The sequence below is a fragment of the Brevundimonas sp. R86498 genome (genome assembly GCF_044598075.1).
Lineage (GTDB): Bacteria > Pseudomonadota > Alphaproteobacteria > Caulobacterales > Caulobacteraceae > Brevundimonas.
The window spans coordinates 820289-846099 of sequence record NZ_CP139004.1; the positions used below are offsets into that span (position 1 = coordinate 820289).

Annotated in this window: 26 protein-coding genes; 4 read left to right on the forward strand and 22 right to left on the reverse strand. The window is 67.3% G+C overall.

Annotated elements, in window-relative coordinates; genetic code table 11:
* Positions 1-14: 14 nt before the first annotated feature.
* Together dut and coaBC are read right to left on the reverse strand one after the other, a co-directional pair.
* Positions 15-464, reverse strand: a complete 450-nt coding sequence (gene dut / locus SJY26_RS04150; RefSeq protein ID WP_396594889.1) for a dUTP diphosphatase — start codon at positions 462-464, stop codon at positions 15-17.
* A gap of 12 nt (positions 465-476) precedes the next feature.
* Positions 477-1721: a bifunctional phosphopantothenoylcysteine decarboxylase/phosphopantothenate--cysteine ligase CoaBC gene (gene coaBC, locus SJY26_RS04155; RefSeq protein ID WP_396594890.1), complete on the reverse strand. Its 1245-nt coding sequence runs from the start codon at positions 1719-1721 to the stop codon at positions 477-479.
* Positions 1722-1833: 112 nt separating this feature from the next.
* On the opposite strand from coaBC, the gene SJY26_RS04160 reads away from it, so the two are divergent.
* On the forward strand, positions 1834-2337 hold the full coding sequence (locus SJY26_RS04160; RefSeq protein ID WP_396594891.1) for an S-type pyocin family protein: 504 nt from the start codon (positions 1834-1836) through the stop codon (positions 2335-2337).
* 24 nt (positions 2338-2361) lie between these two features.
* Here SJY26_RS04160 and SJY26_RS04165 read toward each other — a convergent pair whose 3' ends face one another.
* From SJY26_RS04165 to SJY26_RS04220, 12 genes are all read right to left on the reverse strand, one after another.
* Complete coding sequence (locus SJY26_RS04165; protein WP_396594892.1) at positions 2362-2775, reverse strand: helix-turn-helix domain-containing protein; 414 nt, start codon at positions 2773-2775, stop codon at positions 2362-2364.
* A 142-nt stretch (positions 2776-2917) separates the two neighbouring features.
* On the reverse strand, positions 2918-4507 hold the full coding sequence (gene lnt, locus SJY26_RS04170) for an apolipoprotein N-acyltransferase (protein WP_396594893.1): 1590 nt from the start codon (positions 4505-4507) through the stop codon (positions 2918-2920).
* Entirely contained in the window at positions 4497-4958 is a 462-nt protein-coding gene (gene ybeY / locus SJY26_RS04175; protein WP_396594894.1) for an rRNA maturation RNase YbeY, read from the reverse strand. Before ybeY ends, lnt begins: the two co-directional genes overlap by 11 nt.
* A complete protein-coding gene (locus SJY26_RS04180; protein ID WP_396594895.1) occupies positions 4955-5944 on the reverse strand; it encodes a PhoH family protein in 990 nt (329 codons plus the stop codon). The genes ybeY and SJY26_RS04180 overlap by 4 nt, the downstream gene beginning before the upstream one ends.
* Positions 5934-7331, reverse strand: a complete 1398-nt coding sequence (gene miaB, locus SJY26_RS04185; protein WP_396594896.1) for a tRNA (N6-isopentenyl adenosine(37)-C2)-methylthiotransferase MiaB — start codon at positions 7329-7331, stop codon at positions 5934-5936. Before miaB ends, SJY26_RS04180 begins: the two co-directional genes overlap by 11 nt.
* Before the next feature lie 55 nt (positions 7332-7386).
* Positions 7387-7866, reverse strand: coding sequence for a Fur family transcriptional regulator (locus SJY26_RS04190; RefSeq protein ID WP_305639739.1), 480 nt, complete (start codon positions 7864-7866; stop codon positions 7387-7389).
* 21 nt (positions 7867-7887) lie between these two features.
* Complete coding sequence (locus SJY26_RS04195; protein ID WP_396594897.1) at positions 7888-8328, reverse strand: GNAT family N-acetyltransferase; 441 nt, start codon at positions 8326-8328, stop codon at positions 7888-7890.
* Complete coding sequence (gene tsaB, locus SJY26_RS04200; protein WP_396594898.1) at positions 8325-8978, reverse strand: tRNA (adenosine(37)-N6)-threonylcarbamoyltransferase complex dimerization subunit type 1 TsaB; 654 nt, start codon at positions 8976-8978, stop codon at positions 8325-8327. Before tsaB ends, SJY26_RS04195 begins: the two co-directional genes overlap by 4 nt.
* Before the next feature lie 16 nt (positions 8979-8994).
* On the reverse strand, positions 8995-9552 hold the full coding sequence (locus tag SJY26_RS04205) for a NifU family protein (protein WP_396594899.1): 558 nt from the start codon (positions 9550-9552) through the stop codon (positions 8995-8997).
* Positions 9553-9622: 70 nt separating this feature from the next.
* Positions 9623-10090, reverse strand: a complete 468-nt coding sequence (locus tag SJY26_RS04210) for a universal stress protein (protein ID WP_396594900.1) — start codon at positions 10088-10090, stop codon at positions 9623-9625.
* A complete protein-coding gene (locus tag SJY26_RS04215) occupies positions 10090-15006 on the reverse strand; it encodes an NAD-glutamate dehydrogenase (RefSeq protein ID WP_396594901.1) in 4917 nt (1638 codons plus the stop codon). Before SJY26_RS04215 ends, SJY26_RS04210 begins: the two co-directional genes overlap by 1 nt.
* Positions 15007-15409: 403 nt before the next feature.
* Entirely contained in the window at positions 15410-16555 is a 1146-nt protein-coding gene (locus SJY26_RS04220; protein ID WP_396594902.1) for an AI-2E family transporter, read from the reverse strand.
* A gap of 108 nt (positions 16556-16663) precedes the next feature.
* Between SJY26_RS04220 and SJY26_RS04225 the strand changes: the two genes are divergently transcribed.
* A complete protein-coding gene (locus SJY26_RS04225) occupies positions 16664-18133 on the forward strand; it encodes a helicase HerA-like domain-containing protein (protein WP_396594903.1) in 1470 nt (489 codons plus the stop codon).
* Here the strand turns inward: SJY26_RS04225 and SJY26_RS04230 are convergent.
* The 3 genes from SJY26_RS04230 to timA all read right to left on the reverse strand — a co-directional run bounded on the left by SJY26_RS04230 (position 18130) and on the right by timA (position 20392).
* On the reverse strand, positions 18130-18555 hold the full coding sequence (locus SJY26_RS04230; protein ID WP_396594904.1) for a BLUF domain-containing protein: 426 nt from the start codon (positions 18553-18555) through the stop codon (positions 18130-18132). The two genes, SJY26_RS04225 and SJY26_RS04230, sit on opposite strands and share 4 nt — an antisense overlap.
* 71 nt (positions 18556-18626) lie before the next feature.
* A complete protein-coding gene (locus SJY26_RS04235) occupies positions 18627-19751 on the reverse strand; it encodes an MltA domain-containing protein (protein WP_396594905.1) in 1125 nt (374 codons plus the stop codon).
* Positions 19751-20392: a TIM44-related membrane protein TimA gene (gene timA, locus SJY26_RS04240; RefSeq protein WP_396594906.1), complete on the reverse strand. Its 642-nt coding sequence runs from the start codon at positions 20390-20392 to the stop codon at positions 19751-19753. The genes SJY26_RS04235 and timA overlap by 1 nt, the downstream gene beginning before the upstream one ends.
* Before the next feature lie 188 nt (positions 20393-20580).
* Between timA and secB the strand changes: the two genes are divergently transcribed.
* Positions 20581-21069 (forward strand): protein-export chaperone SecB, encoded by a 489-nt coding sequence (gene secB / locus SJY26_RS04245; RefSeq protein ID WP_396594907.1) that lies wholly within the window; start codon positions 20581-20583, stop codon positions 21067-21069.
* Between the two features lie 162 nt (positions 21070-21231).
* Complete coding sequence (locus SJY26_RS04250) at positions 21232-21657, forward strand: hypothetical protein (protein ID WP_396594908.1); 426 nt, start codon at positions 21232-21234, stop codon at positions 21655-21657.
* 181 nt (positions 21658-21838) lie between these two features.
* On the opposite strand, the gene dnaQ is transcribed toward SJY26_RS04250, so the two are convergent.
* From dnaQ to SJY26_RS04275, 5 genes are read right to left on the reverse strand one after another with little or no spacing between them, the layout of a single operon-like run.
* Positions 21839-22561: a DNA polymerase III subunit epsilon gene (dnaQ, locus tag SJY26_RS04255; RefSeq protein ID WP_396594909.1), complete on the reverse strand. Its 723-nt coding sequence runs from the start codon at positions 22559-22561 to the stop codon at positions 21839-21841.
* Positions 22558-23208 (reverse strand): dephospho-CoA kinase, encoded by a 651-nt coding sequence (gene coaE / locus SJY26_RS04260; RefSeq protein ID WP_396594910.1) that lies wholly within the window; start codon positions 23206-23208, stop codon positions 22558-22560. Before coaE ends, dnaQ begins: the two co-directional genes overlap by 4 nt.
* Complete coding sequence (locus SJY26_RS04265; protein ID WP_396594911.1) at positions 23205-24050, reverse strand: shikimate dehydrogenase family protein; 846 nt, start codon at positions 24048-24050, stop codon at positions 23205-23207. Before SJY26_RS04265 ends, coaE begins: the two co-directional genes overlap by 4 nt.
* The gene (locus SJY26_RS04270) at positions 24047-24652 is read right to left on the reverse strand and encodes a Maf family protein (RefSeq protein ID WP_396594912.1); all 606 of its coding nucleotides are present in this window, start codon (positions 24650-24652) and stop codon (positions 24047-24049) included. The genes SJY26_RS04265 and SJY26_RS04270 overlap by 4 nt, the downstream gene beginning before the upstream one ends.
* A complete protein-coding gene (locus SJY26_RS04275) occupies positions 24649-25518 on the reverse strand; it encodes a pyruvate, water dikinase regulatory protein (protein WP_396594913.1) in 870 nt (289 codons plus the stop codon). Before SJY26_RS04275 ends, SJY26_RS04270 begins: the two co-directional genes overlap by 4 nt.
* Positions 25519-25811: the final 293 nt, after the last annotated feature.

The window sequence follows — 25811 nt, forward strand, 5'->3', positions numbered from 1 at the left end:
GAATGGATGCGTGCCTATCGCCCGGTGGAGCCGAAGCCGCCGGCGCCCCGCGCGGTCTCGTCCAGATCCGCAACCTCGACGACGGTCGCCTGGGCCACGGCGGCGATAACCATCTGGGCGATCCGCTCGCCCCGCCGGATGACAAACGGCTCCTGGCCGAGGTTGATCAGGATCACCCCCACCTCGCCGCGATAGTCGCTGTCGATCGTTCCCGGCGTGTTCGGCGCGCTGATGCCGTGCTTGAGCGCCAACCCCGAGCGCGGCCGGATCTGCGCCTCCCACCCTTGCTCCAGCGCGATCTTGAGGCCGGTCGGCACCAGCGCCCGCTGGCCCGGTTCGAGCGTCATTGGCGCGTCCTCCGGCACGGCGGCCCTCAGGTCCAACCCGGCGGATCCAGGGGTCTCATAGGCGGGCAGGGCCAGACCCTCGGCATGGGGCAGGCGAAGGATACGAAGGGTGCTCAACGGCTCGCGCTCTCAGGCTTTGGGGACGAAATGCTCGGCGATCCGGTCGGCCAGACGGCTCGCCACCTCGGTCTTCGACAGGCGCGGCCAGGCCTCGGCCCCGCCGGCGGAGACCAGCAGGACCGTATTGCCGTCGGCCCCGAACACATCAGCCGAGACGTCGTTGCCGACGATCCAGTCGCAACCCTTCCGCGACAGCTTGGCCCGGGCATTGGCCTCGAGGTCCGTGGTTTCGGCGGCGAACCCGATCACCAGCGCGGGACGCATCGGCCCGGGGGCGGCGATGCCGGCCAGAATGTCCGGGTTCTCGATCAGACTGAGCGTGGGCGGCCCACCCGGGGCCTTCTTGATCTTGCCGCCAGCGACCGTGTCGACGCGCCAGTCCGCCACGGCCGCGCTGAGCACGGCGATGTCTGCGGGCAGCGCCGCACCGGTGGCCGCCTGCATCTGCAGCGCCGTCTCGACCTCGAGGCGGGTCACACCCGCAGGGGCCGGCAGACCCGTTGGCCCGGACACCAGGGTCACGGTGGCCCCGCGCGCCGCGAGCGCGGCGGCAATCGCATAGCCCTGTTTTCCGCTGGAGCGGTTGGTCAGGCCCCGCACCGGGTCGATGGGCTCGAAGGTCGGGCCCGCCGTCACCACCGCATGCCGCCCGGCCAGCGGGCGAGCCACCTGGCCCACGGCGACCGTGTCTTCCAGCAGGTCCTCGATGGCCGTCAGGATCGCGGCCGGCTCGGCCATCCGGCCCGGCCCGAACTCGCCACAGGCCATTTCACCGTCATCAGGACCAACCACGGCCATGCCGTGCAGGTCGCCAAAGCCCTGAAGCCGGGCGACATTGGCCTGAACCGCCGGATGCTGCCACATCCGCACATTCATCGCCGGGGCGAGCAGCACACGCTTGTCGGTGGCCAGAAGCGTGGTCGAGGCCAGGTCATCCGCCAGACCGTTGGCCGCCTTGCCGATCAGGCCCGCGGTCGCCGGAGCCACCACGACCAGGTCTGCCCAGCGTGACAGTTCGATATGCCCCATGGTGGTTTCCTCGTCGGGCAGGAACAGTCCCATCCGCACAGGGTGACCGGTCAGGGCAGCCAGTGACAGGGGCGTGACGAAGGCGGCCCCGCCTTCTGTCAGCACGGCCCGCACCTCGGCCCCCGCCTTCTTCAACAGCCGCACCAGCTCCAGCGCCTTGTAGGCCGCGATACCGCCGCCCACGATCAGCAGGATCTTGCGAGAGGTCAGAACCGGGAAGGTCATGGGCATCGTCTAGCGGGCACCGGCTACGCCGTCGAGCGGGACGAAAAAGAACATTGCAAGAACATTCTTGCTGTGCATAACATCGTTCCATGGATTTGGACAGGAGCGTGGGATGAGGGTCTGGACGATCACGGGTTTTGCGCTGCTGGCCCTGGCGGGCCTCGGCGGATGCGGAGAAGGCGGCTCGGCCGTGGAGACGCGCGACCGCGCGACGGGAGCTGCAGCAGGAGCGACCTTGACCGCAACGGCGGCGGATGGGCCGTCCTCAGACACGGGCGCGATGCCAGAGGCAGCGGTTCTCACGGCCAACCGGCGTGAGACCGTCGATGACAAGGTTCTGCGTCTCTATGCGCGCAACGGGGAGGATTTCGGGGCACGGTCGGCCGAGGACTTCCTCGACAAGATCACCGCCTTCACAACCCGGCCCCCTGAAGGGACGGAAACGGCAAGGCGACCCAACGGGGACACCCTGATGTATGAGGCGGCCACCAATACCTTTGCCGTCGTGGCGCGCGACGGCACACCGCGCACCATGTTCAAGCCGGATGACGGAGCAGTCTACTGGGCGGAACAGAAGGTTGCCGCGCCCACGTTTGGACAATCGCGACCTGGCTGATCAGAACCGTCGGCCAGAAATGACTCAGGCGTAGGTGTCGGGTTTTCCGGCCATTTCGCGGATCAGCTCGAGCGCGAGCTTCTGCTGACGGGTCGACAGCTGGGGGGCCAGGCGGGAGATCTCAATCGTATAGCGCGTCGAGGGGAAGTCGTGGTCGAAAACAGACCCCTCACCCTCGGCCATGCCCGGCTGATTTTCGCCGAGGCCCTGAAAGAAGTAACCGATGTCGACCTTGAAGAAGCGGGCGATGTCCCAGAGCTTCGAGGCAGAGATGCGGTTGGCCCCTTTCTCGTACTTCTGAATCTGCTGAAAGGTCAGACCAAGCGCCCGCCCCAGATCGCTCTGGTTGTATCCCAGACTGATGCGCTTCTCGCACACGCGTCTGCCCACATGACGGTCCACCGGATGGGGTCCGTCCTCGCCGACACCTCTAGCCATAACCCGTCTGTCACCGCCTCGATTGAACGTGACGGTTTCATGCGCCCGTCTGTTCAGGCTGTCATTCAAATTCTGGGAAATGGCGATTACGCGCGCAACCGCACTGTCGGATCAGAAATCGCGGCGGCCAGGCGCGTTGTGGTTAAGTCCGGCCTTGGAAACGGTGCCACAATGCCGGGAGGGACGGCAGCAGTCCGACCAGAACCATAAGCCAGAACAGAAGGTCTCCGAACCGGCCATAGGGTGTGATGCCCACCGGTTGCGGCAGATAGGCGTCAATCACCCCACTCTCACCGGCGTCCAGCCGCTGGTCACGAACAACCCGTCCCCATGGATCAATCATGGCCGAGACCCCCGTGGGCGTCGCCCGAACGACCGGCAACCCCGTCTCGATCGCCCGGTAGCTGGCCAGGTTCAGATGCTGCAGGGGACCGGAGGTCGCTCCGAACCAGGCGTCGTTCGATATATTGACGATCCAGTCCGGTCGCCCGGTCGACCCCGGCGTAAAGCCCGGATACAGGCTTTCATAGCAGATCAGGGGCTGAACGGACGGCACGCCGGGCGGGCTGATGGGTGCCGGCCGGGGACCGGGGCTGAAATCAGCCGGCATATGGACCAGACTGCGCACTCCGAGCGCGCCCATCAGCCGGCCCAGAGGCAGATACTCGCCAAACGGAACCAGCCGGTGCTTGTCATAGACGGCCACGACCCGAAGCCCCGAAGCCCCTTCATCTGTCAGCGCGACCAGGCTGTTGTAATAGAGTGAACCGCCCTCCTCCCGGGGCGCGGCCCGCGCGAAGCCGGCCAGCAGGGTCTGCCCTGGCCGGACGGCGCGGGCGATGGCTTCGCCGTCCGGCGCACCCGGGGCAAAGACATCGTTGAAACTCGCCGGCAGGGCACCTTCGGGCCAGACGACGACGTCAGGAAGGGCCGCGCCCTGGCGGCCCGTCAAATTGACATAGCGGTCGACAATCGAGCGATAGGCCTCCGGAGTCCATTTGGACTCCTGCTGGACATCGGCCTGGACGATCCGGACCAGAGTCCCGGTCGGCCGGACCTCGGCCCCGGCAAGCCGAAGCCCCCCGCCAATAACGAGGGCCGCAAGGGCCGTGACGCCCGCGATCGCAATCCCGGCACGGGCCTTGCGCGGACCGGCCATGGCAAGGGCTCCGAGGGCGGAGACTGCCGTCACCGTCACGAAGCCCAACCCATAGACCCCGCCCACTGCTGCAAACTGGGATCCTGCCGAACCCGCACTCCAGCTGGCCCCGGCCGGGTTCCACGGAAAACCCGTCAAAACATGGCCTCGCAGCCATTCAGCAAGAGCGAACAGGGCACCAAAGACAATGACCCGCCCGGGCCCCATGGGAGCAGCCCGCCGGTAAAGCGCCGTGGCGAGGCCCCAGAACAGGCCAATCCCTGCCGGCAGAAGACTGGCCGCGAACGGAGCCATCCAGGCCTGGGCGGGATTGACGAGGAAAGCCTCGGCGACCCACCAGCAGCCCACGCCGAAATAGCCGAAGCCGGCCAGCCAGCCCATCCAGAGGGCTCCACGCACGGAACCCGACCGTTCGGCGAGGATCATCAGAAGCGGATAGGCCAGCAGCCCGGGCAACACGCCGAACGGCGGATGGGCCAGGGCGGCCGCGATTCCGGCCACCAGGGCCAGACCGATGCGGCCGAAGCGACCGGTCACGGCCTTCCGCAGGAAAATCGCAAGGTCATTCGTCATGCGGCAGCGTGTATGGGTCTGCGACCCCCAGCCTGGCAAGCACCGCCCGCTCTTCGGCCTCCATCGCCTCGGCCTCTGCGTCAACTTCATGGTCTCGCCCCAGCAGGTGCAAGACGCCGTGGACAACCAGATGGGTCAGATGGCTGGCCAGCGTCTTGCCCTGCGCATCGGCCTCTCGCGCGCAGACGCCGTAGCCCAGGACGATGTCGCCCAGAGACAGCGGTCCGCCGGTATCCGGCATGGCCGCAGCCGGGAAGGACAGGACATTGGTGGGACGGTCGCGATCGCGGAAACGGGCGTTCAGCTCCTGAACCGTCGCGTCATCGGTCAGCAGGACGACGACGCCGCCGACGCGCGAACCCAGCGCCGCAATGGCCGCCCGCTGAACAAGGTCTTCGACGTCAGCGACTGTGTCGGCCCAGTCCCCGGCCTCGACCTCGACCTCGATCATGCGGCGGCCGGGTCCTCGAGATCCGGAGCCGGCCGGCCCCGCGCCGCGTCGGCGTCATAGGCGCGGACAATCCGTTCGACCATGGCATGGCGGACCACGTCTTGGGCCTCGAACTCCAGCACCCCCACACCCTTTACGTCACGAAGGATGCGCAGGGCGTGGGCGAGGCCGGAATCGCGGGGATTCAGCAGGTCAATCTGGGATGGATCGCCGGTGACCACCATTCTGGCCCCTTCCCCCAGACGGGTCAGAACCATTTTCATCTGCAGCCGGGAGGTGTTCTGCGCCTCGTCCACGATGACGAAGGCGTGGCTGAGGGTCCGGCCCCGCATGAAGGCAATGGGCGCGGCCTCGATCTCGCCCTTGTCACGCCGTCGCTGGACGTCCTCGGCCCCGAGGATGTCGTTCAGCGCCTCCCAGATCGGGGCCAGATAGGGATCGACCTTCTCGTTCAGGTCGCCGGGCAGGAAGCCCAGCTTCTCGCCCGCCTCAACGGCCGGCCGGGTGATGACCAGACGGTCGACCTGCCCCCGCCGCAGGAGGGAGGCCCCGTACGCCGCCGCCAGAAAGGTCTTTCCCGTGCCCGCCGGGCCCACGCCGAAAGACAGTTCGCAGCTGGCCAGGGTCTCCAGATAGCGGGCCTGGGCGTTCGTCTTGGGGACGATGGCCCCGCGTTTGCCGACCGGCAGGGCCATGGGATCATTGAGCGAAGCCTTGCCCCCACCGCCCCGGGCAAGACCGATTCCGGCCCGGACGTCGGCCTCATTGACCTCGGCCCCCTTTTCGGCACGTGCAACCAGACCGGCGATGACCGCCCGGGCATTGGCCCGGTCGCGGGTGCCGCCATTGATCGAGACGCCGCCGCCGGGAGCCTCGATCAAAACCTTGAAAGCGTCCTCGATCAAGGCGACATGGCGGCTGTTGGGCCCGATGACCGCCCGGAGTGACCGGTCGTCGAGAGCCAGGAATTCGGATTCACGCGCCAATCAGGCGACCTTTCAAGCTGTTTTGCTGACCGTGTTCGATCCGGACCGGAACGATCTGGCCGATCAGATGATCCGCGTCCTCGACGTGGACAGATTGCAGATAGGGCGAACGGCCGATGGCCTGGGTTCCGTGACGCCCCTTCTTCTCGAACAGGACGTCCAGAGTCCGGCCAGCCTGGGCAACATTGAAGGCTGTCTGCTGGTCCAGCAGCAAGGCCTGCAGTGCGTGCAGGCGGGACAGGGCGACATCGCCCGGCACCGGGGTTCCCATGGTGGCCGCCGGAGTTCCCGGTCTCGGCGAATACAGGAAGGAGAAGGCCGAGGCGTAGCCGACTTCCCGCACCAGACCCAGAGTGTCCTCGAAATCCCGGTCTGTCTCGCCCGGAAAGCCCACAATGAAATCGCCGGAGATGGCGATGTCAGGCCTCGCCCGACGAATACGTCCGATAAGGTCGATATAGGTCTGACGCCCGTGCTTGCGGTTCATCAGCCGCAGAATGCGGTCCGACCCCGACTGCACCGGCAGGTGGAGATAGGGCATCAGGGCTTCCAGCTCGCCATGGGCCGCGATCAGGTCGTCGGACATGTCGTTGGGGTGGCTGGTGGTATAGCGGATGCGGGCGATGCCGGGGATGTCGGCCAAGGCTCTGGCCAGCCGGGCCAGGCTCCAGACCGCACCGTCCGCTCCGGTACCGTCATAGGCATTCACGTTCTGACCCAGCAGGGTCACTTCACGCACGCCCTGTTCCGCCAGTCCCCGGGCCTCGGCCAGAACATCGACGACCGGCCGGGACCATTCCGCCCCCCTCGTATACGGGACGACGCAGAAACTGCAGAACTTGTCGCAGCCCTCCTGGACCGTCAGGAAGGCGGTCGGGCCGTCGACGCCGCGCACGGCGGGCATGGCGTCGAACTTTTCGTTCGGCGCGAAATCGGCTCCGATCCGCTCGCCCCGCGCCCGGGCGGTGCGGGTCAGAAGCTCGGGCAACTGGTGATAGGCCTGGGGTCCGACCACCAGATCGACCGCAGGCTGACGCCGCATGATCTCCTCGCCCTCGGCCTGGGCCACGCAGCCGGCCACGGCGATGGTCATGGCCCCCTGCCCGGCCGCAGCCCGGGCCTCTTTCATCTGACGCAGCTTGCCGAGCTCGGAATAGACCTTCTCGGCGGCCTTTTCCCGGATGTGGCAGGTGTTCAGGATGACGAAATCGGCACCCTCGGGTGTGTCCGTCGGCGCATAGCCCAGCGGGCGCAGGACATCGGCCATGCGCTCGCTGTCATAGACATTCATCTGACAGCCGTAGGTCTTGATGAATAGTCGCCGGGCCGCAGGCACTGCGGGTGCTGCGGATCCATTGGCCTCCTGCGGGGCGAGGGTATCGGTCATGGCGCGCTTATGATCGCCGATCCCGACAGCGGCAAGACAGCCACCCCGGACAGGGTCAGGAGAGCTCCTCCGGATTCACCCGGGCGGCGTTGCGGGTGAAGATGAGACCTTCACGTCTCGATGGCTCGGCTCCGGGTATGGCCTTGCCGTAGAGTTCCAGCTTGTGGCCGACCAGTTCGAAGCCGAGACGCTCTGCGATCTCGGTCTTCAGCCGCTCGATCTCGGCGTCGAAGAACTCGATCACCTCCCCGGTTCGGGTGTCGATCAGATGATCGTGGTGATCGTCGCCCGCCTCTTCGTAGCGGCTGCGGCCGTCGCCGAAGTCGTGCTTCTCGACCACGCCGGCCTCCTCGAACAGCCGGACCGTGCGGTAGACCGTGGCGATCGAGATGTGCGGATCGATCGCCGAAGCCCGGCGATAGAGCTCCTCGACGTCCGGGTGATCCTCGGCGCTGCCCAGCACCCGGGCAATCACCCGGCGCTGTTCAGTCATGCGCATGCCGCGTTCAGCGCAGAGTTTTTCGATCCGGTCCATGGCGGCAAGATAGGGCGGCGATCACCGGCTGGGAAGCCGGCCCGCCAAGTTGAGAACCAGTAGCAGGGCGTCGACAGATTCACCGTCCGGTCTGGCGTAGTAGCGCCGCCGGCGAGCGGCTGTTTCGAAGCCCAGATGCGCGTACAAGGCACGCGCGGCAGCATTGTCCTCGGCCACCTCCAGCAGCAGCCGCTCAGCCCCTGCGGACGCGGACCGCACCGCGGCTGCAGCGACCAATCGGGAGGCGATCCCCTCACGCCGCACCGTTGGCCGGACGGCCAGTGTCAGGATCTCGGCCTCGTCGCCCGCAACGCGGGCCAGAATGAAACCCCCAGGCTCCGCTTCCAGCATCATACCGGGCTGGTTGAGCAGGCCGGCGAAGGCCTGGGCTGTCCAGGGGGCATCGAACGTTTCAGCATGTAGCTCGGCCAACTCCCGGGACAGGGGGTCTGCCTCGCTCATCCGGCGCTCGCGGGGACCGGTCGGGCCTGACCCGGCAGGCGGGTCGGCGGGATCGCATCGGGCGCGCGAAGATACAGGGGATGGGGGGGATGGGCTGCCGGCTCCGCGCTTTCGGTCAGAAACGCGAGAGCCACCGGTGACGGCACGCGCTCTCCGGGGGCATCACCGCCGACGAGCTCAGCCCCGGACCCGGTCAGCCGCCACGGTCCATCGGCCCCTCCCAGCAACACGCCGGCCTCCTCCGTCACCATCGCTTCGGGAGGCGATAGAGGCCGGCCGTTCTGGAACCTCTGGAGATAGACCTGTCCCCGGCGCGCATCGATCACGGCCGCCGTCCGACCTGCTCCCGCATCGGCGGACCAGGCCAGCGCCGCAAGGGTCGAGATGCCCACAACAGGACGACCCAGCGCGGCCCCCAGACCCTGGGCAAAGGCCAGACCCACACGGAGGCCTGTAAAGGACCCGGGGCCGACCGTGACCCCGATCCGGTCGATCGCGCCAAACCCGCCGCCCGCTTCCACGACCGCGTCACGGACGAAACCGCCCAGGCGTTCAGAATGGCCGCGGGCCATCATTTCGGACCGGACGGCCAGGGCCATGTCCCCGTCGAAAACCGCGGCGGTGCAGGCCTCCAGCGCGGTGTCGATCACCAGAACCCTCACAGGCTCAGATCACCTGTTCGACCCGGGTCACCTCGGGCACATAGTGGCGCATCATCTGTTCGACCCCGGCCTTCAGCGTCATCGCCGAGGACGGACAACCGGCACACGCGCCCCGCATTCTCAGGCTCAGTACGCCCGTCTCCTCGTCGAAGGCGTCGAAGAGGATGTCCCCGCCATCCTGGGCCACGGCCGGGCGGATGCGGCTGTCCAGCAGGGCCTTGATCTCTGCGACAATCTCGGTGTCCGGCGCACCGTCTTCGACACTGGCCGGACCGTCACGCATCAGGGGCGCGCCCGAGACGAAGTGGTCCATAATGATCGGCAGGATTTCCGGCTTGATTGCGCTCCAGTCCCGGCCATGAGCCGCCCGGGTGACCGAGATGTGGTCGGCACCGAAGAACACACCGGTCACGTCTTCCAGCTGGAACAGGGCCTCGGCCAGGGGCGATGCCGCGGCCTGATCGATGGTCAGGAACTCGCGTGAGCCCTCGATGGCCACATCGCGGCCCGGCAGGAACTTCAGGGCATTGGGATTGGGGGTGGGTTCGGTCTGGATGAACATGCGCCAGAAATGCGCCCCCTGCCCTCCGCATTCAAGAGCGAGGCTCTCTACCGGAGGCACACCAGACGGTTCAGGCCAGATCCTCGATCTCGGCGTCGGTCAGCTCGCCCGGCACGATCGTCACCGGGAGCTTGCGCCCCGAGAAGGCCGCGCCCTGCTTCAGCACGGCGGAAACGAGCGGCCCGGGACCCCGCGAACCACCGGCAGCCGCGAGAACCAGAATCTTGATCTCGGGATCTTCGCCGACAACCTTTCGGATCACAGCGAGCGGCTCGCCTTCCTCGATCAGGAAGAGCGGCGGTGCGCCGGAGCGAGCGCCCGCTTCCTCACCCAGTCTGGTCAGCAGGGCCTCGGCTTCAGTTCGCTGCTGGCGCTGGATCTCCTCGCGCACCCCCGACCAGTGCTCGTCGGATCCGCCCGGCATGATGCGCAGCAGGACCACGCGACCATTGGTCGACCGGGCCCGCCGGGCGGCGTAGCGCAATGCGGCCTCGAACTCGGGGCTGTCGTCAGCGATCACGAGGAACTTGCGTGGCATCAGGCTGACCCGATGATCTGACGGATCTGACCGTTTGCAATGGTCAGCTTGGCAAAGGTCCACCCCGTGCCAGAGGCCTCGATCTCGTCCACCGCAGCCCTGACGCCCTCGACCAGGGTCTGGCGTGCCCCGATCCAGGCGTCCACCGCAGCCTCGGCCGTCGCCTCGCTGTCCCCGACCGAGGGATCGGAGACGGCTGCGACCGCCCGCGTGAGCGCGACCTGCTCGCCCATCAGATCCTCAATCAGCCGGCGCACCGCCAGACGATCGAAGTGGTCTCCCGACGGGACAGCGCCGGCTGCGGCTCTCAGGCGATCAAAATCAAAGGCGGCCCCGACCTGGTGGTAGAGACGCGCCATGCGAGGCTCCGACCAACCGGCGTCGCGCGCCAGATCGCCGATGTCCGCCGTGGCGACCAGGGGCCGCAACATGGCGATGACCTGGGCGAGGTCCTCGCCCACCCCCATGTCGGCGAAACGTTTGAGCCGGGCCCGCAGCCGCTGCTGCTCGAAGCGGGACAGGACATCCCCGCCCTCACGGCGCAAGGCGTCCGCCGCAGGGCGGTAGGCCGCGATCAGGCCGTCGACGGTGGCTCCCTCGAGCCCGGCCCGGCGCGCGAGCCAGAAGGTCTGACGCCGCAGGACGGTGGCGACCTCCTGATACAAGGCTGTCTGGGTCTCGGCAGGTACCTTCATGTCGAGCGCGCTCACCGCATCCCAGGCCTCGTCCAGACGGAAGACGCGTCGTGCCGCCTCGAAGGCAATCACCAGTCCGGTGGTGTCGCAGCCGGCGGCCCCGCGCAGGCGATCCGGGAAGGTCGGGCCCGCCATGTTGACGATCTCGTTGCACAGTACCGTGGCCACGATCTCGCGCCGCAGCCGGTGCCCCTTCATCTGGTCCTCAAAGCGCGCCAGCGGTTCCGGGAAGTAGCGCACAAGGGTTTGCTCGAAGAATGGGTCCTCGGGCGCGCGCGACTCCACAATGTCCTCGGCGAGCTCGAGTTTCGCATAGGCGGTGAGGACGGCCAGCTCAGGTCGGGTCAGGGCGTGACCGGAGACCTTCATCTCGGCCATCCTCAGATCGTCAGGCAGACCCTCGACCTTGCGGTCCAGCTTGCCGCGCGCCGTCAGGGACTGCATGAAGCGTTGCTGTTGATCAAGGGCGGCGGTCCCCTCCGCCTGCTGCAGCGTCAGGGCAAGGGTCTGATCGTAGTTGTGGGCCAGGACCTTGAGGCCGACTTCCTCGGTCATCGAAGCCAGCAGCTGCACGCGTTCCGCCAGCGGCAGCACGCCGTTTGTGACCGCCGAACCGATCAGGATCTTGATGTTGACCTCATGATCAGAAGTGTCGACTCCAGCGGAGTTGTCGATGGCGTCGGTATTGATCCGCCCGCCGCCTGCGGCAAAGGCGATGCGGCCGGCCTGGGTGAAGCCCAGGTTGGCCCCCTCCCCCACCACCTTGACCCTGAGCTCATCCGCGTTGACCCGCAGGGCATCCGTACCCTTGTCGCCCACCTGGGCGTCGGTCTCGGCAGAAGATTTCACATAGGTGCCGATACCACCGAGATACAGGAGTTCGGCCGGGGCTTTCAGGATGGCCCGGATCAGGCTGACCGGATCAAGCGCCTCGTCCGCAATACCCAGCACAGCCCGGATTTCGGGGGTCAAGCTGATGGACTTTGCCGCGCGCGAAAACACCCCGCCCCCGGTCGAGATTTTCGTGGCTTCATAGTCCTGCCAGGACGAGCGCGGGAGCTGGAACAGACGGTTGCGTTCCTTCCAGGACACGGCCGGATCCGGGTTCGGGTCGATGAAGATGTCGCGGTGATCGAAGGCGGCAACGAGTTTCGAGGCCTTCGACAGCAGAAGCCCGTTGCCGAACACGTCGCCCGACATGTCGCCGACGCCGACGACGGTGAAGGGCTCGGTCTGGATGTCCTTCCCCAGCTCGCGGAAGTGGCGCTTGACCGCCTCCCACGCACCGCGGGCGGTAATCCCCATGGCCTTGTGGTCGTAGCCGACCGAGCCCCCGGAGGCGAACGCATCGCCCAGCCAGAAGCCGTAGTCGGCCGAAACGCCGTTGGCGATATCTGAAAAGGTGGCTGTTCCCTTGTCCGCCGCAACGACCAGATACGGATCATCGCCTTCGAACGCGACCACATCGGTCGGGCGGATCACCGATCCGTCGGCGGCGATATTGTCGGTGATGTCGAGCAGACCCGAGAGGAACGTTCGGTAGGCCCTGACCGCCTCCGCCTGCTGGGCGTCGCGGTCCCCTCCCGCGCGCACGAGAGCGGAAAGGTGCTTCGGAAAGAAGCCGCCCTTGGAGCCCACCGGGACGATGACAGCGTTCTTGACCTGCTGCGCCTTGACCAGCCCGAGCACCTCGGTGCGGAAGTCATCTCGCCGATCGGACCAGCGCAAACCCCCGCGCGCGACCGGACCAAAGCGGAGATGGATGCCCTCAACATGCGGGGCCCAGACGAAGATCTCGCGATAGGGCTTGGGCAGTGGCAGCTCGTCCAGCTCGCGCGAGGCGATCTTGATCGAGATATGGGGTTTAGGTGTGCCGTCCGCCGCCGTCTGGTAGTAGTTGGTCCGCTTGATGGCACCAATCAGGGTCGAGAGCCGGCGCAGCGCCCGGTCGTGGTCCAGCGAACTCACCTCCATAAGCAGGGCGGTGATTTTCCCGGTCAGCTCAGCACAGGTCGAGGCCCGTTCCGCCGACGATCCACCCGCTGTGGGGTCGAAGCGGCAGGCAAACAGGGACAGCAGCGCCCGGGCGATCGCCGGATGATCCCGAAGCGCCTCTTCCTGCACCGCCTGGGACGGATCCAGACCAGTCTGCTGGCGATAGCGGGCGAGTGTTCGGATCAGGGCCGCTTCGCGCCAGCCGACACCCAATTCAAGAACAAGTCGATTGAAGCCGTCGCTTTCGGTCCTGCCGCTCCAGACCGCCGAGAATGCCGCTTCGAAGGGCTCCTTGACGTTGGCGAAGTCCAGCCCGGCCCCGCGCGGGTCCTCCAGCAGGAACTCGTGAACATGGATGGGACCGCCCAGTCCGGTTTGTGCCGCCGGACGGATCGCGTGTCCGAACTCCTCCAGTGTCTTCAACCCCATATCCGCGAGGATGGGCAGCACGTCCGAAAGCGGAACGGCGGCGCCGCGGCGATAGAGCTTGAACCGGAACTGCAACGGCGTGTCTGCCGGCGTCCGGAAGGCACGGACTGCAACGGGCTCGCCCGCCTCCTCCCCCGTCTGGCCCGAGTCGTTCAGGCGATCGATCTGTTGCAGGTCAGCGACGGCCTCGGCGGCGTCATAGCGCTCCCGATATCCCGGTCCAAAGGCCTCGGCCCAACGGGCGCTCAGGGCCCCGATCTGGCTTTCATCAATATCGTCGGCCCGCAGCGCGCTCTCGAACCGGTCGACCCAGCTGCGCCCGGTCTCGACGATCTCCGCCTCAAGCGCAGTCGGATCGGGCGTGGGATGCTCCCCCGGGGTGAGCCCGATGATGTAGTGAATCCGCACCAGAGGCGCGTCGGACAGTTGCGGATACCAGGCCGAAACCCGTCCGCCCCAGGCCCGGGCAAGGATCCGTCCAATCCGCTCCCGGACACTGGCGTCGTAGCGTTCACGGGGGACGAAGGCGAGGACCGAGACGAAACGGTCAAACGGATCATTGCGGGTGAACGTCTTGATCCGCGGTCGGTCGTAGAGGTGCAGGATCCCGAGGGCCGTGGTCAGAAGTTCATCCTCGGTGACCTGGAAAAGCTCGTCGCGGGGATAGTTTTCGAGAATGTTCCGAAGGCGCTTCTCATTGTGGCTGCCGGGGGTCTTGGCGGCACGGGCAAGGGCGTTGGCGACCTTGCGCCGGATCAGCGGCACCTGGGAGGCAGGGCGATCATAGGCGTCGGCGGTGAACAGGCCGACGAAGCGGATTTCTCCGGATGGTCGCCCGTCATCGCCGAAACGCTTGACGCCAACGTAGTCCATATAGGCCCGGCGATGGACCCGGCTGCGCAGGTTGGCCTTGGCGACAGTGACCGGATCGCTCAGGTCGATCTGACGCTTCATCTGGGCGGTCAGGACGGCGGGTTCGGACGTCCGGCGCAGCACGGTTCGGGCGGGATCTCGCAGAACCCCTACGCCCGCCTCGGCCTGGTCCAGCGGGGCCTCGGCTGCATAGCCGCCATCGGCAGTACGCGGATACTCGTAGTTGCGAGCACCGAGGAACACGAAGTGGTCATCGTTCAGAGAGCGGAGGAATTCGAGGTTCTCGGCCACGATCTCCGGATCGATGCCTGCGGGGCAGGCTTCCAGATGAGCGACCGACCTCTGCATCAGTTCACGCATGGCCGGGAAATCCGCCACGGCCGCATGAACATCCGCCAGGGTCTGCTCGATTCCCGCCATGAGGGCCTGTCTGCGCTCCGGCGGGAGCGGATCGATGACGATGACGATCAGCGACTCCCGCGCTGTGCCGTCGGCATACCGCGAGCCCTCAGGATCACGAAGAACGGGGACAACCGGATGGAACAGGGCCCTGACGGACACGCCCGCATCGGCCAGTTCCCCCATGAGACTGTCGACAAGAAAGGGCCGGTCATCCTGGATAATCTGAACCACGTCATAGGGCGTGACACGACCGCGCGCAGCAATCAGGGGTTTGACTTCAATGCGGGGCGGGTCACCCGCTGTTCTCTGTTCTGCCCAGCGCCAGGCATCGGCCAGCAGAACCCCGACGTCATCCCGGGCCAGTTCCGGGGTCTCTTCCTCAGCATAGTCCTCGCAGGCCTGGTCAATGAACGAGCGTTCCAGATCCGCAAGCGTCCCCGCCCGTCCCAGGGCCGTCGCAAAGGCCCGTGCAAGGCTTTCGGGGTCAGAGGGCCGGGACAGGATGCGGGGTTTGCCGGGCATGGGCAGGGTCTCGCGTAGCGCGGCAGGGGCCGCCGGGTCTGGACCGGACGCTATCGACAGTCCGTTACGATTTGGATCACCGAACGGGTGCGCCCGACCTCTCGGCGCTGGATAGGCCGGGCAGACGCGCGCGGGAAGGGGATATACGACAAACTGGCTTCCCGTGGCCTGAAATAGGCGCTGTGGCCTTTCGGCGTGGGCCGGCCGTTCCTGCTCGCATCCGGGCCCGGTCTGTCAAAGAGAAAAGGCCGCCGGACGGGCGTCCGACGGCCTCTCTTGAGGACCCGCGCTGGAGGGGGAATGGGCGCGGGTTCAGAGCCGCTGCGGCCGGGGGGAGGGGAGGGGAGGCCGCTGCGTCTGGAGAGAAGATGGGAAGCCGGCCGGCCCCTTCAAGGCGAGCCAGTCAGGGTTCTGCACTGCCCGGCCGCGGCGGTTTGACGCGGTCAGGACGGCGGGCTGGAGGACGGTGTGGTGTAGACTCCGGCTCGTCCGCATAGGGCTTGCCATCACCGGAGAGCAGGACGGCGATCCACATCGTGCCCCTGAACTCTGCAAGGATGGCCATGGCCATAACAGCGAGGGGTGTCGACAGGAACATGCCGACCACGCCCCATAACTTGCCCCACAGAGCAAGCGCGAGAAGAACCGCGACCGGGTCGATATTCTGGTTCTCGCCCTGCATGCGGGGCTGGATCAGATTGCCCACCAGAAACAGGATGGTCTGAAGCCCCACGAGCAGGATCAGGGCCGGCCAGTAGGTGGGAAACTGGACGAGCGCAAACAGGGGCGGGGCAAGACCGGCCACCGCGCCTCCCAGAACCGGAATGAAGCCGACCACGAAGATGATGAACGTCCAGAACTCGGCATGCTCGAGGCCGACAACCCGCATCAGGATCCAGGCCGCCGCGCAGATCATGGCACCTGTCACCGTCTGCACCCAAAGGTAGCCCTCGACCCCCCCACGGACGCGTTCGAAGACGCCCATGGCCTCGGCCCGTTGCTCACGCTGGGGGAACATCGCCACAATCTTGCGCCTGAACCCGACCTGTGAGGCCAGCAGGAAGCCCAGATAGACCAGGACGAAGAAGGAGCCCGACGCCACGCCCTGCATCTGGAAGGCCAGGCTGGTGAGATAGCCCCGCAGGTCGATTCCCGTCAGCAACTCCTGGGCGGTCGGTGCCGCCTCCACCCCGACCAGCCGGGCCCCATCCTCGATGACGGCGTCGATCCGCGGTCCGATCCCGCTGGATATCCCGGACATGTCCGTGAAGAAGCCGGCCGCTCCGTTCACAATGAAGGCGATGGCGGCAAAGAAGCCGACCACCACCAGGGAAACCGCTGCAATCCCCGCCAAATGATCCGGGAGCTGTGTCCGTTGCTCAATGGACCGCTTCACCCCGTCGATCATGATCATCAGGAAGATCGCCATGGCGAGCGGGGTCAGGATGTCGCGCAGCCAGTACAGCGCCGCCCCGGCCGCCACGACAGCAATGACGACGATGGCATTGCGGCCGACGGCGGAGGGCGGGACGGCGATCGGTGTTTTCATGATTCGACTGTCGGTGGCGTAGTGGTCGCGGTCAATCGTCCTTCCAGCGGGTTTGCTGGAACAGGAGGACAGGCCCGGCTAAGCAGGGTGTCCGCAAGGAGCCCGCCCATGACTGATACCGCCGCCACCGGACTGTTTCTGGGACAATCTGCGGAAGGAAGCAGCCCCGAGCGCGAGGTCCTGCTGTGGAACCGGGCCAACCGTCACGGCATCATTGCCGGTGCCACGGGAACGGGAAAGACTGTGACCCTGCAGATCATGGCCGAAGGATTCTCGGCCATGGGTGTGCCCGTCTTCTGCGCCGATGTGAAAGGTGATCTGTCAGGAATCAGCCAGCCGGGTTCGCCCAACGAAAAGTTGCTGGCCCGGGCCGCGGGCATGGGCCTGGTGCTGACACCGGCCGGAGCACCGACCGTGTTCTGGGATTTGTATGGCGAGAAGGGCCATCCGGTCCGGGCCACGGTCTCCGAGATCGGGCCCCTGCTGATGGCCCGGATGCTGGATCTCAACGAGGTTCAGGAAGGGGTTCTGACGGTGGCCTTCCATGTCGCCGATAAGGAAGGCCTGCTGATGCTGGACCTGGACGATCTGCGTAGCGTGCTGACTTATGTGGCGGGAGACAGTGCCCGCATCGGGCGGGAGGTCGGCCATGTCGCCCCGGCCTCGATCGCCGCGATCCAGCGCGGTCTGCTCCAGCTCGAGCAGCAGGGCGGGGAGGCCTTCTTCGGAGAACCCGCGCTGCGGCTGGACGACATGATCCGTGTTGGTGCCGACGGCCGGGGCCAGGTCAATGTGCTGGACGCCACGCGTCTGATGTCCTCACCCCGCCTCTACGGGGCGTTTCTGCTGTGGCTCCTGTCAGAACTGTTCGAACAGCTTCCCGAGGTCGGCGATCCTGACAAGCCACGCCTCGTCTTCTTTTTCGATGAGGCGCATCTGCTGTTTCGGGACGCGCCGCGGCCCCTGCTGGAAAAGGTCGAACAGGTCGTCCGCCTGATCCGTTCCAAGGGGGTGGGCGTCTACTTCGTCACCCAGAATCCGGCGGATATTCCCGACAGTGTCCTGGCCCAGTTGGGAAACCGGATCCAGCATGCGCTGCGGGCCTACACGCCGTCGGAGCAACGGGGATTGAAGTCGGCGGGGGACAGTTTTCGAGTAAACTCGAACTTCAACACCGTGGAGGCGATCCAGGCGCTGGGGACGGGGGAGGCGCTGGTCTCGACGCTGGACGAGAAGGGGGCCCCCAGGGTGGTGGCGCGGACCCTGATCCGGCCGCCGGACAGCCGGCTGGGGCCCGCGACGGCCGCCGAGCGGGCAGCGGTGATGGCGGCCAGTCCGGTCCGGGGCATGTACGATACCGCGATCGACCGCGAGTCGGCCGAGGAAGTTCTGGCGCGGCGACTGTCACATGACGCCGCTGGACCGGCCTCCCGGGCAGCCGAAAAGCCGAAGGCCCAGCGACGGTCCACCCGCCAGACGCCGCTGGAGGCCCTGACCAAGTCGGTGCTGCGGACGGCGGGATCGACCCTGACGCGCGAGCTGATCCGGGGCGTTCTGGGCGGGCTGCGTCGACGCTAGGCGGCGGACCCCAGACGGGCATTGGCCAGACCGGCCAGGACGCCGGTGACCTGGGCCCCCGATCCCGTCTGGGACAGGAGTTTGGACAGGTGGGGCGTCAGCCGTCGGGTGTCGACCAGCACCATGGCCCAGCCGAGAAACAGCTGGGCCTGGACCGGCCAGCGGGCGAGCACCCGTACATTGCGGTGACGCGCATCCAGCTCGATGGTTTCCATCAGGGCGGTCAGGGTTTCGGTGTCCCCCTCGAGCACCTGGACAAAGGTGCCGGACTCGTGGGCGAGGGCCCCGGTGATCTTGCGACGACCGTTGTTGCGGACCGACGTGGAGACGATGGCGGACAGATCCACCGGTCCGTCGGACGCGGGAACGGCGTCACTGCGGTAGACGAGGCGCTCGAGGGCACGCCCGGAAACGGAGGTCATAAGGATAGGCCCGGGCGGGGAATCCGCTGTCTATCTAGGCGCTTGCGCGGACAAAGCCCAGCACGGTCGTATCAGCGCGGGACAAGTCGCCACATTCTCAGCGGGTGGCGGACGGCCCCGGCCTCGGCACCGGCGAGCGCCCCACGGCCCATATAGAGGTCGGCCCGGACCGGGCCCCGGATGGCCGAGCCGGTGTCGAGGGCCATGACGAGGCCGGAATAGCTACCCCGGGCTCCGACCAGATTGCCGCCGTCCGCGCGGATCCACACCAGGTCGCCATACCTCCAGCTGCCGGGATCGACGGCGATGGCGCGGCGCGGACCCAGCGCCACACCGGCCGCCCCGGCAGGGTGCCCGCCATCATCGGGCTGGAGGGCAAAGTAGATGTAGCGAGGGTTGAGGGCTGTGACGGCGCGGGCTTCGGGACCCCGATGGGCGGCCAGCCAGGCCCGGATCGCATCGCCCGAGGTGCCGTTGGGCGGCAGCAGGCCCTGATCGGCCATGGGCCGGGCAATCCCGACAAAGGGCTGACCGTTGTCAGCGGCATAGGCGGCGCGAGCGGTCGAGCCGTCCTCGAACGTCAGATAGCCCGAGCCCTGAATCTGAAGGAAAAACAGGTCTTCGGCCCGCATCCAGGCCAGCGGCGGCGAGGGCGGCGGCCCGGCCTCGATCTCGGCGCGCACGGGCAGGACCTGTCCGCGGACCCAGCCCGGCGGCGGCGACAGCACCGGGGCGTCGAACTCGGCGTCAGGAACCCGGCGCGCGCTGTATTCGGGCGCGAAATATGCGGTCAGCAAACCGGTGCGGCCTTCGGCGGGCAGAGCCTCGACGACCGAGAACCCGGTTTCGAAAAAGACCCGGGCCGCCGAGGGGGTGACCGGCTTTGACAGCCGGCGGATGTCGAGGGCGCGCGCGCACTGCCGGGCAGAGGCCGGATCGCGCGCCACATCGCAGGTCGCGGCATAGGCGTCGAAGGCGGCCAGATGGTCCTCATCGGCCCAGGACGGCAGGGTTTCGGGTCCGGCGAGGACAGGAACCGATGCGACAGGCGTGTCAGGGGTCACCGGCCCGGGTGCCGGCGGCGTCGGCCCCGGCCCTGGCACGGTGTCGGGTCCCGAGGCGCAGGCCGAGACCATGACCAGGCCGACGATCGTCGCCCACCGCGCGGTCACCGCCGCCCGGGCCGGTCGCCGCATCAGGCGTTCGCGGGTTCGACCCGGGCCAGGACCCAGTTCGGGTCGGTGGCGCCCAGCGAGCGTTCGAAGGTCCAGTGTTCGGCGGTGCGGCGTTCCTCGACGCGAGGTTCACCCGGCGCGCCCGGCGTGGCCTCACCCTCGGGCAGCAGGATCTTCGAGCGGATCTCGGCCAGGAACCGGACCTTGGCCACGGCGCGGTCGCCCTCGGCGGAGGCCAGTTCGAGATCGGCGCGGGGCGGATGAAGGAATTCGACCTGTTCGGTCTCGCCCCGGGTTTCGCGTGCGGCGATGCCGGTCTCGAACGAGGCGAGGACGGCGGGCGTCAGCAGCGGCGTCAGGGCGGCGCGGTCGCCCGAGGCATAGCCACGCACGATGGTCTCATAGGCCTGACGGGCCCCCTCGATGAATTTGGCCGGGTCGAAGGCCGGGTCCCGGGCCCGCAGGGAAGCCGCGGCGGCCAGGACGGTGGCGTCGACGCCCGGCGTGCGCAGGGCCGGTTCGGCCCCGGCGGCGGGCAGGGCAGGCGTCCGCGGTCCCTCCTGGGGCTGACGCCCGACCTTCTTGCCCAGAACATTGTAGAGCTGGAACAGGATAAAGGCCGCGATGACGGCGAAGATGACGATCGAGAACTGAACCGGCACGGGAAATCCCTGGATTGCGTCGGGGGCGAAACCCTGAGGGTCAAGCACGTTGTCGACGATTAGGGTCAGATATAGGCGTGCGCAAGGCGACTCGCATCCCACGCGACATCGTCACCCGTGTTGCGGGCGCTCCGGCCCGATGCTAGTCGCCGCCCCCTCGCCCCTCGCCAGATCGAACGGCTCCCTCCATGACCGACGTCCCCCCCGCCGAGACCAACCCCCAGCCGGGCCAGCCGCCCCTGCCGGGCTTCCGCATCCTTGCCCAGTTCGTTCGCGACCTGTCGTTCGAGAACCCCAAGGCCCCCGACAGCCTGCGCATCGAGGGCAAGCCCCAGATCGACATGGGCGTTGAGCTGAACGCCCAGGGTCGCCCCGACGGCCTGTTCGAGGTCGACATCAAACTGTCGATCAAGGCCTCGACCGAGTCGACGGCCGTGTTCCATGTCGAGCTGCTGTACGGTGGCCTGTTCCAGCTGACCGGGATCGCCGAAAAGGACATCGAGCCCCTGCTGCTGATCGAATGCCCCCGCTATCTGTTCCCCTATGCCCGTGAGATCGTGGCCCGGGCGACGGCGGACGGCGGCTTCTATCCGCCCTTCATGCTGGACCCGATCGATTTCGCCGGCATCTATGCCGCCCGGATGCAGCAGCAGGCCCAAGCCGCCGGGACGGCCTAAGCCGGTTTTGCCGACCCGGCGTCAAGGCCACCAGGGTTGCCGCCGGACTTCGGGCAACGGACACTGCCTCAATAGCCAGAGGGCACTGCCGTTATGAATAGCGACGAGTTGGACTCGCCCGAATCCATTGTTGAAGGAGCCCATACGGCTCTGAGACAGCTTATGAATGAAGGCTATGAGCTAACGCTAGGTCAAGCCCTTTATGGTGATGAGTTGGCACCGCAACTCATCATCAATCGGCTCGGATCCTGCTGGCCAAGACTTTGCTGGGTTGCCTATGAACCCGACGTCTGGCCGGGAGGGATCAGTGTTGCTCTGGAATGGGTCGATCCCGAGACCGGCGTGGAAATTTCGTGTGTGACAGAGCAGATTCCGTCTGATCCTGAGATGATCAATAGATTATCTCGAATAATCCTCGAACGCGGATTCTCAGTCATCGGTTACAAAGCTGCAGGTCGCTTGATTCATCGCTACATTAAACTCGATAATGAAGCCAAAAATATTCTTCAGCTCAGGTTTAACGGACAAGGAGTCGGTGGTCGTTGGATTTGGCCATTTACTGTAGTCACCCGTGTCTCTTTTTCCTGACTAGCTGATATGCTTAGGTTTTATCTTCCAACCGCCAGCAGCCGATTTTTCCACGAAGCCGACTATCCGGTTTAAGAGCTGGCAGCTGGCTCCGCGCATGAACAGGTGGACCAGCTACCTGGTGCACGACCAATCCCTTTGATCGCAGTCCCGATGTGGGTCCACGTTGACGTCGGCACTGCTAGATCGAGGCAGGCTGGATCTCGACGCCGTAGGCGGCCCACAGGGAGGTGTCCTTCAGCGTCGCCTGGAGGAACAGGGTGTGGGCCACCACCTCCTCGGGCCGCAGACGCGGGGCGAGGGGGCGGGGACGCGCGGCATGACCCCCGGCGGCGGCATGGGCGGCGGCGGCCAGACCTTCGCGGCGGCTGCTGAGATCCAGCACGCGCTCCTTGCCGCCCCGGAGCTCCAGATAGACCTCGGCCAGAAGCCGGGCGTCGATCAGGGCCCCGTGCAGGGCCCGGTCCACGAGACTGATCTTGAAGCGTTTGCACAGGGCGTCGAGGGAGTTGGCCATGCCCGGAAACCGCTTCTGGGCCAGCTGGAGCGTGTCGATCCAGCGGGTTTCGGCCAGCAGGGGCTGGCCACAACGCCCGCATTCATGATCGATGAAGTTGCGGTCGAACTGGGCATTGTGGGCGATGACCGGGGCGTCGCCGATGAAGGCCATCAGGTCCTGGACAATTTCGGCGAAACGCGGCGCGTCGCGCACCTTGTCGTCGGTGATGCCGTGCACGCGGATGGCGTCCGGCGGGATCAGCCGCTCGGGGTTCACAAGTCGGTGAAAGGTGCGACCGGTCGGGAGCAGGTCCTGGATCTCGATGCAGCCGACCTCGATCAGACGGTCGCCGGTTTTCGGGTCAAAGCCGGTGGTTTCAGTGTCGAGGACGATCTCGCGGGTCATAGCCCCTCATGGGATGTTTCGCCGCTTGCCGGAAGGGTCCGGTCCGGCCAATTCCAGCCCGGAGCCAGAACAATCCCCATGATCTGATCCACCCGGTCGCGGGCAGCCTCCAGCCCCCCGGTCGTGTCGATGATGAAATCGGCGCGACGGCGTTTTTCGGCGTCCGGCATCTGGCGCTCCAGAATGGCCTGGAACCGTTCGGGGGTCATCCCCGGCCGGGACAACACCCGCTGACGTTGGGTGTCCGGGTCGGCGGTGACCACGACCACCGCATCGACAGCCCGGTCGCCCCCGGTTTCGAACAGCAGGGGGATGTCGAGGACGGCGAGGCGGACGCCGGCGGCCCGGGCCGCGTCCAGCTCGGCCAGCCGCCCGGCCGCGACGAGGGGATGGACGATCGTCTCCAGCCGGCGGAAGGCCGTGTCGTCGCGCCCGAGAACCTCCGCCAGACGGGCGCGGTCCACCGCACCGTCGACCACCACACCGGGGAAGGCCGCCTCCAGCGGGGCGACCGCCGCCCCGCCGGGCGCATAGAGGGCGTGGACGGCGTCATCGGCGTTCCAGAGGAGGGCGCCGCGATCGGCAAACATGGCTCCGGTGGTCGACTTGCCCATGCCGATGGACCCGGTAAGGCCGAGGACGATCACGACACGACCCCGTCGTCCGGTTCTCCGAGATGGGCCAGCAGCAGCGGGCGGAGCACGACGTCCGGGGGCAGAACATCGAAGATCGCTTGAAAGGACGGGCCGGCCTGGCCGATGAGCATGGCCAGACCGTCCACGGTCGTCAGCCCGGCGCGACGGGCCTCGACAAGAAACGGTGTCATGACGGGTCGGTAGGTCATGTCCATAACCACGGTCCCAGGGTCCAGCCGGCCGGGATCGATCTCCGGCGGGATACTGAGGGCGTTGACCACGAGCACCGCGCCAGCAAGGGCGTCCGGTCCCTCCATCACCGAGACCGCAGGCCCCAGATCGGCGGCAAGGGCCTCAGCCCGCGCGCGCGTGCGGTTGACGATCCGGACCTGGCCCCCGGCCCCCGCCAACGCCGCAGCCGCCGCCCGGGCGGCCCCCCCGGCCCCGAGAACCACTACCGCCGCGCCCGGCAGGTTGAGGTCCGGGGCCTGTTCCCGCAGGGCCATCAGCAGGCCGAAGCCGTCACTGCTGTCGGCCAGGACCTGGCCGTCCCGGAACGCCAGAATATTGGCCGAGCCGCTGGCTCGCGCCGTATCCGAGGCCTGATCGGCGAGGGCGAAGGCCTGTTCCTTGAACGGAGCGGTCACATTGATCCCGGCCAGCAGGCCGGCGCGGCCGGCAGCGACGAGGGTGTCAAAGCCGGCCGGGTCGCGGGGGGTGAACGGGACATAGACAGCATCGAGACCAGCGGCGGCGATCCAGGCGTTGTGGATGACCGGGCTGAGCGATCGGGTGACCGGATTGCCGGCGATGCCGCCCAGCCGGGCGACCCCGGTGATGAGGGGGCGGCTCATGCGAGGATGACCCCGGCCCGGCGCAGCTCGGCCAGCACGGGCCAAAGGGGCATGCCGAGAACGGTGAAATGGTCGCCCTCCACCCGGTCGAACAGTTGCGCGCCCATGCCTTCGAGCCGGTAGCAGCCGACTGAGCCCAGCAGGGCCTCGCCCTCGGCCGCCAGATAGGCGTCAAGGAAGGCGTCGGAGAAGGCCCGGACCTGCATCCGCGCCGTATCGACCGAGGACCAGACCACCTGGCCCGCGTGGGCGAGGGCCACCCCCGAATGCAGGGCATGCGGCCGGCCCCGCAGCGAAACGAGCCGGGCACGAGCCGCAGACAAATCCGGGGCCTTGGAGACCATGCCGCCCTCCAGGGCCAGGGTCTGGTCAGAGCCCAGCACCCAGGCGTCGGGGTCCCGGGTCGAGACCGCGACGGCCTTGGCCCGGGCCAGCTCGAGAGCAAGAGCCGCCGGCTCGATACCGTTGAGGCGGGTCTTGATGGCGTCTTCGTCCACACCGGCATCCTTGGCGGTGAAGGGGACGCCGGCGGCGGTCAGCATGGCGCGTCTGGCGGCGCTGCGCGACGCGAGGATCAGACGGGGGCCGGGTGCGGCACTCACCAGTGGGCTCCGACGCGATGGGAGCGGCGCTCCGTCAGCAGGTTGAGGATGGCGGCGGCGGTTTCCTCCACCGAGCGGCGGGTGACGTCGATGGTGGGCCAGCCGCGGCGTTCGAAGGCCCGTTTGGCCTTGATGGTCTCGTCACGGACGGCGTCCGGCTCCACATAGGCCGAGGCATGGGTGGCATTCAGGCCGTCGAGCCGGTTGCGGCGGATCTGGACCAGCCGGTCCGGGGACACCGTCAGGCCGACGACGAGGGGATTCTTCAGGCCCACCAGCCGTTCGCCGTCCTCCTGGCCGGGGACAAGGGGGACATTGGCGGCGCGCACGCCACGGTGGGCCAGATAGATGCAGGTCGGGGTCTTGGAGGTGCGGCTGACGCCGACGAGGACGACATCGGCACCCTCCAGCTGTTCGGCCGTGCCCTGGCCGTCGTCATGGGCCATGGCGTAGTCCAGCGCGCTGATCCGGTTGAAATAGTCGTGGTCGAGGGTGTGCTGGGCCCCGACCCGGGTCGACAGGGCCGCGCCCAGGTAACGGGACAGGGCCCCGACGAGGGGATCCAGCGCGCCGATATGGGGCATGTCGAGGGCGCGACAGCCCTCTTCCAGCTGGGCCCGCAGATCCCGGTCGACGATGGTGTGGAGGACCACGCCGGGGGCGGCGGCGATCTCGCCCAGGACCCGCTCCATCTGCCGGTCCGAGCGGACCAGGGCGTAGATGTGCTCGATGGGGATGACCCCGTCGAAACGGGCGGTGACCGCCTTGGCCATGGCGTTGAGGGTCTCGCCGGTCGAGTCCGAGACCAGGTGGACATGGAAATAGGTCGCGAGCCGGGAGGCCCCGGCGGGCCGGGCCGGGCTCATGTCGTGGCCCCGGTCGGGACAGATGGGTCAGAGGGGGTGCGAATGGGGGGATTCCTGTGGATCGGCCTGGGCGCCCGGGCGCGCCGGCGGGGCATGGTTTTCTATAGCCCGGGCCCGGCGACGGGGCGAGCGGGGACAGGCGGGGATGATGCGGGGCACCCGGGCGAAGTGATCCCCGGCCCGGGCCGGCGGTTCGGAGCGCCTGGGGAAATCCTAACAAAGGGTAAACGACCCCCAGCGGCGGGATGGGGCCATGAGCCGGAAAAGCGCCGTGCGTTAGGGTTTCGTTAAGG

Coding starts and splice junctions, on each gene's coding strand:
- SJY26_RS04230 (WP_396594904.1), bottom strand. CDS start 18,555: ATGACCTCCGTTTCCGGGCGTGCCCTCGAGCGCCTCGTCTACCGCAGT.
- coaBC (WP_396594890.1), bottom strand. CDS start 1,721: ATGACCTTCCCGGTTCTGACCTCTCGCAAGATCCTGCTGATCGTGGGC.
- SJY26_RS04265 (WP_396594911.1), bottom strand. CDS start 24,050: ATGAGCCGCCCCCTCATCACCGGGGTCGCCCGGCTGGGCGGCATCGCC.
- lnt (WP_396594893.1), bottom strand. CDS start 4,507: ATGACGAATGACCTTGCGATTTTCCTGCGGAAGGCCGTGACCGGTCGC.
- SJY26_RS04275 (WP_396594913.1), bottom strand. CDS start 25,518: ATGAGCCCGGCCCGGCCCGCCGGGGCCTCCCGGCTCGCGACCTATTTC.
- SJY26_RS04205 (WP_396594899.1), bottom strand. CDS start 9,552: ATGTTCATCCAGACCGAACCCACCCCCAATCCCAATGCCCTGAAGTTC.
- SJY26_RS04225 (WP_396594903.1), top strand. CDS start 16,664: ATGACTGATACCGCCGCCACCGGACTGTTTCTGGGACAATCTGCGGAA.
- secB (WP_396594907.1), top strand. CDS start 20,581: ATGACCGACGTCCCCCCCGCCGAGACCAACCCCCAGCCGGGCCAGCCG.
- SJY26_RS04160 (WP_396594891.1), top strand. CDS start 1,834: ATGAGGGTCTGGACGATCACGGGTTTTGCGCTGCTGGCCCTGGCGGGC.
- SJY26_RS04220 (WP_396594902.1), bottom strand. CDS start 16,555: ATGAAAACACCGATCGCCGTCCCGCCCTCCGCCGTCGGCCGCAATGCC.
- SJY26_RS04235 (WP_396594905.1), bottom strand. CDS start 19,751: ATGCGGCGACCGGCCCGGGCGGCGGTGACCGCGCGGTGGGCGACGATC.
- SJY26_RS04190 (WP_305639739.1), bottom strand. CDS start 7,866: ATGGACCGGATCGAAAAACTCTGCGCTGAACGCGGCATGCGCATGACT.
- miaB (WP_396594896.1), bottom strand. CDS start 7,331: ATGACCGATACCCTCGCCCCGCAGGAGGCCAATGGATCCGCAGCACCC.
- SJY26_RS04215 (WP_396594901.1), bottom strand. CDS start 15,006: ATGCCCGGCAAACCCCGCATCCTGTCCCGGCCCTCTGACCCCGAAAGC.
- dnaQ (WP_396594909.1), bottom strand. CDS start 22,561: ATGACCCGCGAGATCGTCCTCGACACTGAAACCACCGGCTTTGACCCG.
- SJY26_RS04210 (WP_396594900.1), bottom strand. CDS start 10,090: ATGCCACGCAAGTTCCTCGTGATCGCTGACGACAGCCCCGAGTTCGAG.
- SJY26_RS04195 (WP_396594897.1), bottom strand. CDS start 8,328: ATGAGCGAGGCAGACCCCCTGTCCCGGGAGTTGGCCGAGCTACATGCT.
- ybeY (WP_396594894.1), bottom strand. CDS start 4,958: ATGATCGAGGTCGAGGTCGAGGCCGGGGACTGGGCCGACACAGTCGCT.
- SJY26_RS04250 (WP_396594908.1), top strand. CDS start 21,232: ATGAATGAAGGCTATGAGCTAACGCTAGGTCAAGCCCTTTATGGTGAT.
- SJY26_RS04165 (WP_396594892.1), bottom strand. CDS start 2,775: ATGGCTAGAGGTGTCGGCGAGGACGGACCCCATCCGGTGGACCGTCAT.